Here is a 14,534-nt window from a genome sequence, read left to right as displayed (position 1 = left end):
ACCTCCATCACTTCTTCGTGCGAGCGCTGACGCCAGCGCCCTGCCTTCCGCTTCCTACTTCATGTGAATGCCATGACTGACTCCCGCCTCACCGGGCGCGCCCGCCTGCGCCACCACCGCCTCGCCATTGCCTTGTTCGCCATCACCTCGGCACCCGCCTTCGCACAGGTCGCTCCGAACGGTGCCGCTGACGCGACCGATTTCGATACCGTCGTCGTGACCGCCGCCGGCTTCGAACAGAAGATCACCGACGCGCCGGCCAGCATCAGCGTGATCACCCGGGAGGACCTCAGCCAGCGGCCATACATGACGCTGCTGGATGCCGTGCGCGACATCGAAGGCGTCGACGTGGGCGAAACCCGCGACAAGACGGGCCAGGGCACCATCTCCATGCGCGGCATGGGCTCGGACTACACGTTGATCCTGGTGAACGGCAGGCGCCAGAACAACCACGGGGATATCTACCCGAACAACTTCGGCGGCAACCAGTTCAACCACATCCCGCCACTGGACGCGATCGAGCGGATCGAAGTGATCCGTGGGCCGGCATCCACGCTTTACGGTGCGGATGCCATGGGCGGCGTGATCAACATCATTACCAAGCGCAACCTCGACAACTGGAGCGGCTCGATCAGCGTGGGCCGCACCATCGAGACGGACGACCAGTTCGGCGATGACTCCACCGTGGATTTCTACGTCACCGGTCCACTCGTCGCAGGCACACTGGACTTCAGCGCGCGTGGCAGCTGGTATGAACGCGATGCCTCCAATCCCGTGTACGCGCCGGCTACGGATCCGTCGGGCGTGACCCATACCCGCGTTCTCGGCTTCGGTGGTGGCGGCAAGACCGTAGACAACACCAACAAGGCTGGCGGCTTCAGCCTGGAGTGGATGCCCACCGAGAACCAGAGTCTGACGCTGGACTACGACACGTCCAGGCAGGAATACGACAACAGCACCAAGATCAACGATGCCGGCGTGGAAGAGTATCCGGTCGGCACCGTGGACAGCATTGCCAGCATCTGGGCGGCAGGCAATGCCTGCCTGGGAGCCGCCGGCGCCAATGCCGCTGCCTGCCAGGCGAATGGCGGCACCTGGGGACGGCGCGCGAATCCGCGCGTCGGCTATGGCCCTACCCAGGAATTCACCCGCGACAGCTGGGCGCTCACCCACGAAGGCAGGTGGAGCTTCGGCAACAGCATGGTCTCGCTGGCGCACATCGCCACCAACAATGATGGACGCACGTTGCCCTTCACAGTGACCGAGCGCGAGCAGTTGCTGGCGATGTTCGACGGCACCGGACAGTATGCCGGCATGAGCCTGGCCGATCGCCGTGCGTTGGCCGAGTCCACCTTCCTGCCTCGCCCAAAGCGCACTCTTGAGAGTCGCCAGTACACGCTCGATGCCAAGCTCGACGCACCCTGGCAGTGGCGAGGCGACCACACCTCCGTCATCGGCGCCCAGGTCATCCGCGGCGAACTGGAAGACGGCGTCTTCGGCATGGAAGCGGGCACGCCCAGCGCGGTGCAGGAGCACAACATGTATTCCGTGTTCGCCGAGGACACCTGGTACGTGATCAAGCCGCTGGCGATCACCGCTGGCCTGCGCTACGACGACCATGAAATCTTCGGCGACCAGATCAGTCCGCGCCTCTATGGCGTCTATACCGTGAGCGAACAGTGGACGGTGAAGGGCGGCATCAGCACCGGCTTCAAGACGCCGAAGACCACCCAGCTTTACGACGGCATCACCGGTTTCGGCGGCCAGGGCACGACACCGCTGTTCGGCAATCCGGACCTGCAGCCGGAAACCAGCACCAGCACCGAGTTGGCGGTCTACTGGCAGCATCCGGGCGGCCACGGCGTGAATGCCACCGTCTTCCGCAACGAGTTCGACGACAAGCTGTCCACCGAAGCCTGCGGCGTGGGTCTGGCGCTGGCGTGCCCGACCGGCGAGTACGCCGATATCGGCTATGTCACCGGCAACGTACCGGTCAACATCGATGAGGCCGTCGTGCAGGGGGCGGAAGTCGCCGGCCGCTGGCAGATCAGCGATCGCTTCCGCTTCCGCGCCAACTACACGTACACCGACAGCGAACAGAAAAGCGGCCCGTCGCGGGGTCTGCCGTTGGGCAACAGCGCCAAGCACATGGCCAATGCGACGCTCGATTGGGCGGCCACCGACCGGTTCAACGTCTTCCTTTCCGGCGAGCTCCGCTCGAAGCGCTATCGCGGTGCGGACGCCGTGACAGGCGAGCCGCTGTACTGGAAGGACTACGAGGTGTTCCACCTGGGCGCGTCGTACAAGGCGACCGGCTGGCTGACGATCAACGCGCGCATCAACAACCTGCTTGATCGTGATTTCACGAGTTACCGGACCACGTTCACCGACGACGGCGATGGTACGTGGACGCCCGTCCCCCAAGACGACTACAACAACAAGGACAAGGCCCGCAGCCTCTGGCTGAGCCTCAACGTCAACTTCTGAGCCTCCCGGGCGTTCCCACCCCCGCGACGGGGTGGGAATGCCCCTCAATTGAGAGCCATTCTCATTCGTGATGTAATGGCGAACCGTACCACGCCGCATCGAGACCGCCGTTGTCCCCTTCCGCTTCCCCTGCGCTCCAGCAACAACGCCGCGGCTTCTGGCTGCGGACGTTGCATCAGTGGCACTGGATCAGTTCGGCGGTCTGCCTGATCGGCATGCTGCTCTTCGCGATCACCGGGATCACGCTGAACCACGCGTCGAAGATCGAGGCCACGCCCGACGTCAGCAACCTCACGGCCACGGTGCCCGCGGATGTGCTGGCGGGACTCGGTGACCGTCAGGAAGGCAATGCGCCGCTGCCGCCCCCAGTTGCAGGCTGGCTGGAGGACGAACTGTCCATTTCGATCGGCAATCGCCAGGCCGAATGGTCGGACGTGGAGGTCTATCTTTCCATGCCTGGCCCGGGCACCGACGCCTGGTTGAACATCGACCGGGAAACCGGTGCGGTCGAATACGAACGTACCAACCGCGGCTGGATCTCCTACTTCAACGATCTGCACAAGGGTCGCAATGCCGGCCCCGCGTGGGGATGGTTCCTGGACATTTTCGCCGTGGCCTGCCTGGTGTTCTGCATTACCGGGCTGTTCCTGCTTTACCTGCACGGCAGGCAGCGCAGCATGACCTGGCCGATGGTCGGCCTGGGCCTGCTGGTCCCCCTGCTGATCGCCTTGCTTTTCATCCACTGATTCCCCTCCACGAAACCGCGAGTGACCGCATGTCGAAGATCGCCGTCCACACCACGCTGACCATCGCGCTCAGCGGCTTGCTGGCCACGCCAGCCTACGCCGCCACCCTGGACATCAACGTCGAGATCCCCAAACTCAACGTGGCCGAGTACCACCGCCCGTATGTCGCGGTGTGGATCGAGGGGGCCGACCAGAAGGTCGCTGCCAACCTGTCCGTCTGGTACCAGCAGACCAGCAACTCGGAAGGCCATGGCACCAAGTGGCTGCCCGACATGCGCCAGTGGTGGCGCAAGTCCGGGCGGTCGCTGCAGGTGCCGGTGGATGGCGTGACCGGTCCGACCAAGCCGGTCGGCAAGCACGCGCTGAGTTTCACGGACAAGCAGCACCTGGCGAAACTGGCCCCGGGCCAGTACACGCTGGTCGTCGAAGCCGCACGCGAAGTCGGTGGCCGCGAACTGCTGAAGATCCCCTTCACCTGGCCCGCCAAGGGCGCGCCGCAATCGGGCAAGGCGCAGGGCAGCACCGAACTCGGTGCGGTCACGCTGACCGTCAAGCCCTGATTCCCTTCCCCCTACCGAGCTGGAGATTCCGATGAAGCGTTCCCTCGCCGTGGCCATCGCCCTGGCCTCCGTCATTCCGGTCACCGCCCTCGCCCACAAGGCCTGGTTGCAGCCCTCGCAGACCGTCATCGCCGGCACCAACCCGTGGATCACGGTGGATGCCGCCGTATCCAACGACCTGTTCTATTTCAACCATGTGCCGCTGCGCACCGAAGGCCTGGTCATCACCGCGCCGGATGGCAGCACCGCGGAAGCGCAGAACCTGGCGACGGGCAAGTACCGCACGGTGTTCGATGTCGAACTGAAGCAGCAGGGCACCTACCGCATCGCCACGGTCAACAAGAGCCTGATGGTTCGCTGGGAAGACGCCGACGGCAAGCCGGGCGGCCTGCGTGGCGCCAAGCCGGAAGACCTGGCGACCAAGGTGCCGAAGGATGCGAAGAACCTGCAGGTCTCGCAGTCGATCGGCCGCATCGAAACCTTCGTGACCAACGGTTCGCCGAACGACACCGCCCTGAAGGCGACCGGCGAAGGCATCGAACTGCTGCCGGTCACGCACCCGAACGATCTGTTCGCCGGTGAGCAAGCCAAGTTCAGGATGCTGGTCGACGGCAAGCCGGCCGCAGGCCTGGAGTTCGAGATCACCCGCGGCGGTACGCGTTATCGCAACGCGCAGGACGAGATCAAGGTCACCACCGACAACAACGGCGAATTCAGCGTGACCTGGCCGGAAGCCGGCATGTACTGGCTGGAAACCGGCACACAGGACGAGAAGACCACCATCCCGCAGGCGAAGCAGCGCCGCCTGAGCTACGTGGCCACGCTGGAAGTATTGCCCCAGTAAGCCCTCACCGCACCGCCGGACCTGCATCCGGCGGTGCACGCCGGAATGACTACTTCGACCTCCCCCACTTCTGCATCCGCGACGCCCGTCCATGCGTTGCGCGGCCAGACCATGGGTACCACCTGGTCGGCGCAGTGCGTCAGCGCTTCGCGCGTCGACCTGCATGGCCTGCACGACGCCGTGCAGGGCCGCCTCGACCAGGTCGTCGCGCAGATGAGCACGTGGAATGCCGACGCCGACATCATGCGCTTCAATCGCGCGATGGCGGGTGACTGGTTCGTGCTGCAGGAGGACTTCCTGCGCGTGCTGGGCGCCGCCCTGGATGTCGCCTCCCTCAGCGGCGGTGCCTTCGACCCCACCGTATCGCCCCTCGTCGCCGCATGGGGATTCGGCGCGCATGCCGGCCGCCAACGTCGTCCCTCCCCGGCCGACCTGGTCGCTGCACGGTCCCGCGTCGGCTGGCAGCAGCTCCGCTTCGACCCGGAACGACATCGCGTCAGGCAACCGGGAGGCCTGATGCTCGACCTCTCCGCCATCGCCAAGGGCTATGGCGTTGACGTCGTCGCCGACCTGCTGCGTCGTCGCGGCATCGAGGCGGCGTTGGTCGACGTCGGCGGCGAGCTTTACGGATATGGCCGCAAGGCCGATGGGACGCCGTGGCGCGTGCTGGTGGAATCCTCGCCAGACGAGGAAGCGGACAGCGAGGGACTGGAGCCACGCGTCCTGGCGCTCGATGGCCTGGCGGTTGCGACGTCCGGCGACCGCTGGCATGCCTATGCGCAGGAGGGACGACGCTACTCGCACACGATCGATCCACGAAGCGGCGAGCCGGTCACGGATGCAGCCGCTGCGGTAACGGTGGTTGCCACGGACGCCATGCATGCCGACGCGTGGGCGACCGCACTGACGGTGATGGGCGCTTCCGTTGGGCATGCCTTCGCGACTGAACACGGACTGGCCGCCCGCTTCCTGCAACGCACGCCCGATGGCCTGCAGGAAACGATGACCCCCGCCTTCGAACGCCATCTCGCCGCATGAGCAAGGCGTCGACCACCCCACTACGCGGCATCGCGCCGCTGATCGGCAACGCGCTCGTCATGCTGCTGTTGGCCACGTGCGCGTGGCTGCTTGCCGGATTGCACGAAGGCGACTGGTGGCAGGCCATGCCGTCGGCTGCGCGGGGCTACGCCGCGGCCGCCTCGGTCCTCGCTTATGCGGCACTGGTTGGCGCATTCCTGTACCGCGCACGTGCCCGCGACAAGACGGCACAACCGCGGGCGGTCGCGACGCGGGATGCGATGTGGGTCGTGCATGCCAGTCAGACCGGGTTCGCGATGGAACTGGCCGACATGACGGCGGCGTCGCTCCGCCGAGCAGGCGTGGCCGTGCAGCGCGCGGGACTCGAGCACCTGGGTGCCGCGCGCCTGCAAGGCATCGAGCGTGCAATGTTCGTGGTCAGTACCACGGGCGAAGGCGATCCGCCGGATCCTGCGATGGGCTTCGTGCGCCAGGTGATGTCGCAGACACTCGCACTGGAGACATTGCAGTACGCCGTGTTGGCATTGGGCGATCGCGAATACACGCAGTTCTGCGCCTTCGGCCACCAGCTCGACGATTGGCTGAGGCACCAGGGCGCGAAGCCGCTGTTCGATCTTGTGGAAGTCGACAACGCCGACGACAGTGCGTTGCGGCACTGGCAGCACCACATCGGCCAGTTCGGCGATGACACCGAAGTGCCGGACTGGTCGGCACCACGCTACGAGGCGTGGCGGCTACGCGAACGTGTCGAACTGAATCCGGGCAGCCTGGGTGGGCCCGCCTACCATCTTGTGCTGGCGCCGGAGGATGGCGGCCTCCTCGTATGGACGGCAGGCGACATCGCCGAGATCGGACCGCAGCACGCGCGAGAGGATGTGGATCGCTTCCTGCATCGGACCGGCATGGACGGCAGTGCCCGCGTCCATTGGCAAGGTGAGACCCGACCGCTCGCCACCGTGCTCGCGCGCTGCCATTGGCCCGATCCCGCGACGGCTTTCACGGAGGCGCAGGCATTGGCGGACGCCTGCACGCCCTTGCCGCACCGCGAGTACTCGATCGCCTCCACGCCCGCTGACGGTGCGCTGCACCTGCTGGTGCGGTTGATGCGGCGCCCGGACGGCACCCCCGGGCTGGGCAGCGGCTGGCTCTGCACGCATGCGCGACCCGGTGACCCCGTCGCGTTGCGCATACGGCGCAATCCCAATTTTCACGCGCCGGCGGCCGACACGCCGATGATCCTGATCGGCAACGGCACCGGACTCGCGGGCCTTCGCGCCCATCTCAAGGCGCGTGCACCGGCAGGCGCAACGCGCAACTGGTTGCTGTTCGGCGAGCGTCAACGAACGCGGGATTTCTTCCACGCTGAAGAATTGCTCGCGTGGCAGACGCAAGGGGTGCTCGAGCATCTCGACCTGGCTTTCTCACGCGACGGAGGCGAACACCGCTACGTCCAGCACGCATTGCTGGCGCAGGCGGACCGGGTGCGCCGATGGATCGACGAAGGTGCCGCTCTGTACGTCTGCGGCAGCCTGGCAGGCATGGCCCCGGACGTGGATGCGACGCTGCGACGCATTCTGGGTGACGAGCGGATAGAAGCGTTGCGTGCTGACGGGCGCTATCGACGGGACGTGTACTGAGGCGCGGTCAGCCGGCCCCGTCTTCGACACGGATGGCCAGCAGTTCTCCTCCACCCTCGAGCGCATATCGGGTGCGGCCATCGCCCGGAACGAGGATGGCCGTATCACCGCTCCAAAGTGGACCGAGGCCGCTGTCGGCATCGAACATCGCCTGCCCGGCGATCAGATGGACGACCCAGTGCACGCCCGGTTCGGTGAAGAACAGCATCGGTCCCACCAGCGGACGATGCAGCAGTTCGGTGCGCACACGGCCACGGCGCCACATCAGGTTGAAGTCATGCGTCGTGCCGTCGACCAGTTCGCCCGTGACGACGTCTTCGCCAGCGAAGCGCACGCGGTCGTGCGGCGGCATCAGGTCGACCGCACGCCCATCATCGAACCTCAGGCGCAGCCCGTTGCCGCGAAGCAGCACCAGCTCGCGGTCGATGCCGGGAAACGAGGAGAACGCCGCGTCGCGCTCGATCTCGGCGATCGAAAGGCGCCAGTCCCAGGCGTCGCTGTCAGGCACCCGCACGATCTCGCGCGTCCAGCCCAAGCCGTTCTTCCAGCGCTCACGCCGGTACTCGTTCGCGGGAATGAGGCGTGACGATGCCGGCATGGTGTCTCCGTGTCAGGGCGCGGCGCGATTCTAGCCCGCCCATTCACCGGTGTGCCGGAGTCGGAAACGACATCGCCCGGGCGCGCTTCCTGCGCGTCCGGGCGATGTCCACCTCCCTGTCGGCATCCTGCCAGTCTCAGGCTCATGCCCGTTCCCGACACGTGCGCATCCTGCGCGCTATGAATACATCCTTGTCGGCATCCTGCCTGTCTCCCCCTGGCTTCCTGCCCCTGTGCGTGGCGCCCCACCTCCTGTGGGAGCGCCCCGCACGGGATTCGATCAGCGTCGCGCCACCGGCTTGGCGGGCGCCGCGGTGGCGGCCGCGGGCTTGCCCGTCGGCTTCGCCGGCGTGGCGCCGGTGCGCAGTTCGATGCGGTCGCGGTTCTGCTCGATGGTGCTCAGGCCGATGCCTTTCACCATGGCCAGCTCCTCGGCGCTCTTGAACGGTCCGTTGGCCTTGCGGTACTCGATGATGGCGGCGGCCTTGGCGGGCCCCACGCCGATCAGCACGCGATCCAGCGCGGCCGCATCGGCGGTGTTGATGTTGACCTTCTCTGCGGCGAACGCCTGCACGGCGAACAGCAGCGACAGGGCGGCGGCAAACAGGGTGTGGATGAACGACTTCATGACGACTCTCCTTGTGGCGTTGGACTCTCCTTGCATGACGGATGCGTCGCGGCATCCGTCATGTTTCCGCCTGCGGGCCGTGGGCCTTGGCGGTAGGGAAAGTGTCCAACTCCGACGGGAGCCAAGGTATCGCCCTGGCGCGGGGGAATCTGCCCGTAAACACCGCGGCCGGCTGTAGGAAAAATCCTACCCGCAGCCAGGGCGTAGAATGGCGCCCAGCCTTTCAGTACCTGGAGTAGCCATGGATACCGCCAAAGTCGACCGTTACGTTGCCGAGAAATGGGATGACGACATCGTCCCGCAGCTGGTCGAGTACATCCGCATTCCGAACAAGTCGCCGATGTTCGACAAGGACTGGGTGGCCAACGGCTACATGGAGCAGGCCGTGCAGCTGATGGAGCGCTGGGCGAAGGCGCAGTCCGTGCCCGGCATGCAGGTGGAGGTGGTGCGCCTGGAAGGCCGCACGCCGCTGATCCTCATCGAGATTCCGGCCAGCGGCCCCGAGACCGGCGCCGATACCGTGCTGCTGTACGGCCACCTGGACAAGCAGCCGGAAATGACCGGCTGGGACGACGACCTCGGCCCCTGGGTACCGGTGATCAAGGGCGACAAGCTGTATGGCCGCGGCGGCGCCGACGACGGCTACGCGATCTTCGGTTCGCTGGCCGCCATCCAGGCGTTGCAGCAGCAGGGCGTGCCGCATGCGCGCTGCGTGGTGCTGATCGAGGCCTGCGAGGAATCCGGCAGCTACGACCTGCCCGCCTACGTGGACCACCTGGCCGACCGCATCGGCAAGCCGTCGCTGGTGGTCTGCCTGGACTCGGGCTGCGGCAACTACGAGCAGCTGTGGTGCACCACCTCGCTGCGCGGCCTGGCCGGCGGCAACTTCACCGTCAAGGTGCTGGAGGAAGGCGTGCACTCCGGCGACGCCTCGGGCGTCGTGCCCTCGAGCTTCCGCCTGCTGCGCCAGTTGCTGTCGCGGCTGGAGGACGAACAGACCGGCCGCATCCTGCCGGATGGCTTGCAGGTGGAGATCCCGGACGCGCGCCTGGCGCAGGCGCAGGAAGCCGCGCGCGTGCTGGACACGGCGGTGTTCGACAAGTTCCCGTTCCTGCCCGGCATGACGCCGATGGCCGAAGACCTGGCCGAACTGGTGCTCAACCGCACGTGGCGCCCTGCGCTGTCGGTCACCGGCGTGGACGGCATGCCGCCGCTGTCGTCGGCGGGCAACGTGCTGCGTCCCTACACCTCGGTGAAGCTGTCGCTGCGGCTGCCGCCGACGCTGGAGGGCAAGCAGGCAGGCCAGCTGTTGAAGGACCTGCTGGAAAAGGATCCGCCCAACGGCGCGCAGGTCACCCTGGAGCTGGAGAAGGCCAGCACCGGCTGGAACGCACCGGCGATGTCGCCGTGGCTGGAGAACGCCATCGATGCCTCCAGCCGCGAGTTCTTCGGCAAGCCGGCGATGTACATGGGCGAAGGCGGCACGATTCCCTTCATGGGCATGCTGGGCGAGAAGTTCCCCGGCGCACAGTTCATGATCACCGGCGTGCTGGGCCCGCATTCCAATGCACACGGTCCGAACGAGTTCCTGCACATCCCGATGGGCAAGAAGGTCACTGCCTGCGTGGCGCGGGTGATTGCCGAGCACCACGCCGCCAGCGTGCGTGGCGAGACCACGGGCGTCGCCGCGGTGGCGGGCGGCGAACAGCACGGCGATCACGGCTGCTGTTGATCGCGGTGTGCATTGGCATCGCGACGGAGGCCGGGGCGACCCGGCCTTCGTCGTTTCTCGCCTCGGGCGCATCAGGGTTTGCAGGGGCTCGGGTGAGGTGTGGGAGCGACGTAAGTCGCGATGAGGCCTTCACTGGAAAGCCCATCGCGACTTACGTCGCTCCCACGTCCCGCATCTCGCATCACACGTCCGGGCCATGCAATCTGCGGATGGCCTGCGCCGGGGCCTCTGGGTTACGCTGCGCCTCGCCCCACACCTTCCCAACCGGAGTGTTTCGATGGAACAGATCTTTGGCGGCGGTATTCTCTGGACCTTGCTGATCGGCTTCCTCGCCGGCCTGCTCGCGCGGGCGCTCAAGCCCGGCAACGACAAGCTCGGCTTCTTCATGACCATCGTGCTGGGCATCCTGGGCGCGCTGCTGGCGCGCTTCGTCGGCGTCCAGCTCGGCTGGTACGGTCCGGGTGAACCGGCCGGCTTCATCGCCGCCGTCGTCGGCGCCATCGTGCTGCTGGTGATCTACGCGATGGTGAAGAAGAAGCGCTGACGGTCGCGTGCCATGCCATCGAATGCCCCCTTTGTCGGGGGCATTCTTTTTCCACTGCTGCCAGGACTTTCCGTGCGCTCGACAATGCCGACCGTGTTACGCCTCCTGGCGGTGATGTCCTGCCTGTTCGTCGGCCCGGCCTTGGCCGCGTCTCCGCTCGATGGAGCGTGGCGCCTCGACTCCGGCAGCTACGTCGACGACCAGGGCCAGGAGAAGGACTACGGCAGCCTGAAACTGCAGGGCACCAAGCTGCTCGCGGATGGCCATTTCTCCTTCACCACCACGCAGGACGGGCGCTTCTGGGCAGGGGGCTCGGGCACGTTCACCGCCGGTGCCGACACCTACGTGGAGACGCCACAGATGGCGTCCTACCCGGTGGTCGAAGGCGGCAACTACCATTTCAGCTACACGCTCGAAGGGAACACCTGGACGCTGGAGTGCTTCGAAGACGGCAAGCGCGTCGAGCGCGAGGTCTGGCGACGCGTGACCTCCGCGCCCTGACCGCAGCCCGCTTACTGGCTGCGGCCGTAGACATCCTCGAAGCGCACGATGTCGTCCTCGCCCAGATAGCTGCCCGACTGCACTTCGATCAGTTCCAGCGGCACCTTGCCCGGATTCTCCAGGCGATGCTTCACGCCCAGCGGGATGTACGTGCTCTCGTTCTCCGACAGCAGCAGCGTTTCGTCGCCGCGTGTGACCTTGGCGGTGCCGCTGACCACGATCCAGTGCTCGGCGCGGTGGTGGTGCATCTGCAGGCTGAGCGAAGCGCCCGGCTTGACCTTGATGCGCTTCACCTGGTGCCGCCCGCCGTTGTCGACGGAGTCGTAGCTGCCCCACGGACGATGCACCTCACGGTGCAGGATCGCCTGGCTGCGCTGTTCCTTCTTCAGCTGCGCGACCACCTGCTTGACCTCCTGCACGCGATCCTTGCGCGCGACCAGCACGGCGTCGTCGGTCTCGACCACCACGATGTCGTCCACGCCGACCAGCGCGACCAGGCGCTGCGCGTAGGCGTAGCTATTGCGGGTGTCCACGGCGATGACGTCGCCATGGTGCGCATTGCCATCGGCGTCTCGATCCGCGACATCCCACAACGCAGACCAGCTGCCGACATCGTTCCAGCCGATATCGACCGGCAGCACCATTGCTTGCTCGGTCTTCTCGAACACCGCGTAGTCGATCGAATCCGACGGACATTCAGCGAACGCAGCCTTGTCCAGGCGCACGAAATCGCCGTCGTGGCGCGCAGCCGCGTGCGCTGCACGCACCGCGTCGACGATGTCCGGGCGGAAGCGCGCGAGTTCTTCGAGGTAGCGGCTGGCGCGGAACAGGAACATGCCGCTGTTCCAGTAGTAACCGCCCGCATCCAGGTACGACTGCGCGGTGGCGGCATCGGGCTTCTCGACGAAGCGCGACACCTTGCGCAGGCCGTCGCCTGCCTCGGCCTGGATGTAGCCGAAACCCGTCTCGGGCGCGTCGGGCACGATGCCGAACGTCACCAGCGCACCCGCCTCCGCAGTGGGGGACGCGTCGCGTATGGCGCGCTGGAAACCGGTCACGTCGCGGACCACATGATCCGACGGCAACACCAGCAGCAGTGGATCCGCACCGTCCACCATCGCCTGCAACGCCGCGGCGGCAATCGCCGGCGCGGTATTGCGTCCGACAGGTTCCAGCAGGATGGAGGGCACCGGCGCACCGATCTGCCGCAACTGTTCGGCGACCAGGAAACGGTGCTCTTCGTTCGCGACCACGATGGGGGCGAGTTCGGCGATGGCCTCCACGCGACGCCATGTCGCCTGCACCATGGTGTCGTCGCCGGCGAGTGGCAGGAACTGCTTGGGATAGGCCTCACGCGAGAGCGGCCACAGACGTGTTCCGGAGCCGCCTGACAGCAGCACAGGTTGGATTTTGGCCATGCAAGCCTCGCAAGTCGGTAGGGCGCCAGTTTACCCTGTAGCCCTTATCGCCTTCGCGTGGCCGCCACTGCATGAACCCGACGATTCAGGACCCTTCCGGACGGGGAGCCCAGCGCCTGGAATGGGCGCGCGGCGCGCTCGGCGACCCGTATGCGCAGCTCGAACGCGCCTCTATGGATGCCGGTTTCCGCAGTTACTGGCGATCGCTGGGCGATGGCCCGGGACGGATCGTGATGGATTCCCCACCCGGGCTTGAGGACGTGCGCCCGTGGCTGGCGATGCGCGACTTGCTGCTCAGTGGCGACGTGCGCGTGCCGGACGTGCTGGCCATCGACACCGAACTCGGTTTTCTGCTGCTCGAGGATCTTGGCGGCCCGACGCTGGCACACGTGATCAGTGAAGATAACGCCGACACCTGGTTCGACGCCGCCATCGAACAGCTGCTGCGCCTGCAGGCCATCACGCCACCGGACGACATGGGCGAGTTCGGCGAGGCACTTCTGCAGCGCGATGCAGGACTGTTCGACGAATGGTTCCTGCGCCGACACCTGGGGCTGACGCTGGACTGTGGCGAAATCGAAGCGCTGGAGTTGTCGCAGCGCCGGCTGATGGACAACGCATTGAACCAGGCGCGCGTGCTGACTCATCGCGACTTCATGCCGCGCAACCTGATGCCGATCACGCCGGGTCCGGCCGTGCTGGACTTCCAGGACTGCGTGCGCGGACCGGTGGCCTACGATGCGATGAGCCTGTTCAAGGATGCGTTCCTGAGCTGGCCGATCGAACGCGTCGATGGCTGGCTCGCGCGCTACCACGCCCGTGCGACGCGCGCCGGCGTACCCGTGCCGGAACTGAAGATCTTCCTGCGCGATGCCGACTGGATGGGTATCCAGCGGCACCTGAAGATCCTTGGCATCTTCTCGCGCCTGCACTACCGCGACGGCAAGACCCGCTACCTGCCGGACGTACCACGGTTCATCCGCTACCTGGACGAGGTGCTGCCGCGCTACCCGGAACTGGCCGGACTACGCACCCTGCTCGATGCCCGCATCAAGCCCGTGCTGCATGCTCGCGGTGAAATCGCATGAAGGCACTCGTCTTCGCGGCAGGCCTCGGCGAGCGCATGCGCCCGTTGACCGACCACACGCCCAAGCCGCTGATCGAAGCCGGCGGCAAGCCGTTGATCGTCTGGCACCTGGAGAAGCTGGCGGCGATGGGCGTCGAGGACGTCGTGATCAACACCAGCTGGCTCGCCGACCGATTTCCTGTCGTGCTCGAGGACGGTGCACGCTGGGGTCTTCGGCTGCATTACCTGCACGAAGGCGACACGCCGCTGGAAACCGGCGGCGGCATGCTCAATGCGCGACCGCTGCTCGGCGAGGCGCCGTTCCTGCTGGTGAACGGCGATATCTGGACGGACTTCGATTTCGCCCGGTTGCCGCGCGAGCCGAAAGGGCTGGCGCACTTGGCGCTGGTGGATCCGCCGGCGTTCGCGCCGCGCGGCGACTTCGCGCTCGATGACGCTGGCGTGCTGCACCGGGATGGCGAACACCGATTGACCTATGCAGGGCTCGGCATCTACCGCCCCGCCCTGCTCGACGACTGGCAGCAGCACGCCGCGGGTCAGATCCGCGAGACCGCAAGTGGCAGACCGCGCTTTCCGCTGCTGCCGTTGCTGCATGCGGGCATGGGGGCAGGCCGCATCACCGGTGAACGGTTGCCAGGTCGATGGACCGACGTGGGCACGCCCGAGCGCCTGGCGGAACTGGACCGGGAACTCGCGAACGACGCTTCGCGCTGAC

General features: G+C 66.5%; 14 protein-coding genes. 11 read left to right on the top strand and 3 right to left on the bottom strand.

The annotated features are described in order from the left end of the window. Nucleotides 1-72: 72 nt before the first annotated feature. The 6 genes from ACGHX3_RS04665 to ACGHX3_RS04640 all read left to right on the top strand — a co-directional run bounded on the left by ACGHX3_RS04665 (nucleotide 73) and on the right by ACGHX3_RS04640 (nucleotide 7,312). Nucleotides 73-2,487 (top strand): TonB-dependent receptor domain-containing protein, encoded by a 2,415-nt coding sequence (locus ACGHX3_RS04665; protein WP_394696564.1) that lies wholly within the window; start codon nucleotides 73-75, stop codon nucleotides 2,485-2,487. Between the two features lie 110 nt (nucleotides 2,488-2,597). After that, complete coding sequence (locus ACGHX3_RS04660) at nucleotides 2,598-3,233, top strand: PepSY-associated TM helix domain-containing protein (protein WP_394696563.1); 636 nt, start codon at nucleotides 2,598-2,600, stop codon at nucleotides 3,231-3,233. A 29-nt stretch (nucleotides 3,234-3,262) separates the two neighbouring features. Next, complete coding sequence (locus tag ACGHX3_RS04655) at nucleotides 3,263-3,793, top strand: DUF2271 domain-containing protein (RefSeq protein ID WP_394696562.1); 531 nt, start codon at nucleotides 3,263-3,265, stop codon at nucleotides 3,791-3,793. Nucleotides 3,794-3,824: 31 nt separating this feature from the next. After that, a complete protein-coding gene (locus tag ACGHX3_RS04650; RefSeq protein WP_313926901.1) occupies nucleotides 3,825-4,637 on the top strand; it encodes a DUF4198 domain-containing protein in 813 nt (270 codons plus the stop codon). 111 nt (nucleotides 4,638-4,748) lie between these two features. Next, nucleotides 4,749-5,675, top strand: a complete 927-nt coding sequence (locus ACGHX3_RS04645) for an FAD:protein FMN transferase (protein WP_394696561.1) — start codon at nucleotides 4,749-4,751, stop codon at nucleotides 5,673-5,675. After that, the gene (locus tag ACGHX3_RS04640) at nucleotides 5,672-7,312 is read left to right on the top strand and encodes a sulfite reductase subunit alpha (RefSeq protein WP_394696560.1); all 1,641 of its coding nucleotides are present in this window, start codon (nucleotides 5,672-5,674) and stop codon (nucleotides 7,310-7,312) included. The genes ACGHX3_RS04645 and ACGHX3_RS04640 overlap by 4 nt, the downstream gene beginning before the upstream one ends. 7 nt (nucleotides 7,313-7,319) lie before the next feature. On the opposite strand, the gene ACGHX3_RS04635 is transcribed toward ACGHX3_RS04640, so the two are convergent. Together ACGHX3_RS04635 and ACGHX3_RS04630 are read right to left on the bottom strand one after the other, a co-directional pair. Further along, nucleotides 7,320-7,910: a HutD family protein gene (locus ACGHX3_RS04635; RefSeq protein ID WP_394696559.1), complete on the bottom strand. Its 591-nt coding sequence runs from the start codon at nucleotides 7,908-7,910 to the stop codon at nucleotides 7,320-7,322. 279 nt (nucleotides 7,911-8,189) lie between these two features. Then, on the bottom strand, nucleotides 8,190-8,537 hold the full coding sequence (locus ACGHX3_RS04630; RefSeq protein ID WP_162338409.1) for a helix-hairpin-helix domain-containing protein: 348 nt from the start codon (nucleotides 8,535-8,537) through the stop codon (nucleotides 8,190-8,192). 241 nt (nucleotides 8,538-8,778) lie between these two features. Between ACGHX3_RS04630 and ACGHX3_RS04625 the strand changes: the two genes are divergently transcribed. The 3 genes from ACGHX3_RS04625 (at nucleotide 8,779) to ACGHX3_RS04615 (ending at nucleotide 11,314) form a co-directional block, all read left to right on the top strand. Beyond that, nucleotides 8,779-10,269: a M20 family metallopeptidase gene (locus ACGHX3_RS04625; protein WP_394696558.1), complete on the top strand. Its 1,491-nt coding sequence runs from the start codon at nucleotides 8,779-8,781 to the stop codon at nucleotides 10,267-10,269. A gap of 277 nt (nucleotides 10,270-10,546) precedes the next feature. Continuing rightward, nucleotides 10,547-10,813, top strand: coding sequence for a GlsB/YeaQ/YmgE family stress response membrane protein (locus tag ACGHX3_RS04620; protein ID WP_162338411.1), 267 nt, complete (start codon nucleotides 10,547-10,549; stop codon nucleotides 10,811-10,813). A 93-nt stretch (nucleotides 10,814-10,906) separates the two neighbouring features. Then, a complete protein-coding gene (locus ACGHX3_RS04615) occupies nucleotides 10,907-11,314 on the top strand; it encodes a hypothetical protein (RefSeq protein ID WP_394696557.1) in 408 nt (135 codons plus the stop codon). A gap of 11 nt (nucleotides 11,315-11,325) precedes the next feature. Here ACGHX3_RS04615 and ACGHX3_RS04610 read toward each other — a convergent pair whose 3' ends face one another. Then, complete coding sequence (locus tag ACGHX3_RS04610; protein ID WP_394696556.1) at nucleotides 11,326-12,732, bottom strand: mannose-1-phosphate guanylyltransferase/mannose-6-phosphate isomerase; 1,407 nt, start codon at nucleotides 12,730-12,732, stop codon at nucleotides 11,326-11,328. Nucleotides 12,733-12,803: 71 nt separating this feature from the next. Here ACGHX3_RS04610 and ACGHX3_RS04605 point away from each other — a divergent pair, with 71 nt between their 5' ends. Both ACGHX3_RS04605 and murU read left to right on the top strand, forming a co-directional pair. After that, the gene (locus ACGHX3_RS04605) at nucleotides 12,804-13,820 is read left to right on the top strand and encodes a phosphotransferase (RefSeq protein WP_313928630.1); all 1,017 of its coding nucleotides are present in this window, start codon (nucleotides 12,804-12,806) and stop codon (nucleotides 13,818-13,820) included. Next, on the top strand, nucleotides 13,817-14,533 hold the full coding sequence (gene murU, locus ACGHX3_RS04600; RefSeq protein WP_313928631.1) for an N-acetylmuramate alpha-1-phosphate uridylyltransferase MurU: 717 nt from the start codon (nucleotides 13,817-13,819) through the stop codon (nucleotides 14,531-14,533). Before ACGHX3_RS04605 ends, murU begins: the two co-directional genes overlap by 4 nt. The last annotated feature ends 1 nt before the right edge of the window (nucleotide 14,534 follow it).

Origin of the sequence: Pseudoxanthomonas japonensis (genome assembly GCF_043632995.1) — a bacterium.
Taxonomy (GTDB): Bacteria; Pseudomonadota; Gammaproteobacteria; order Xanthomonadales; family Xanthomonadaceae; genus Pseudoxanthomonas_A; species Pseudoxanthomonas_A japonensis.
This window is presented reverse-complemented; position numbering and strand designations above follow the sequence as displayed.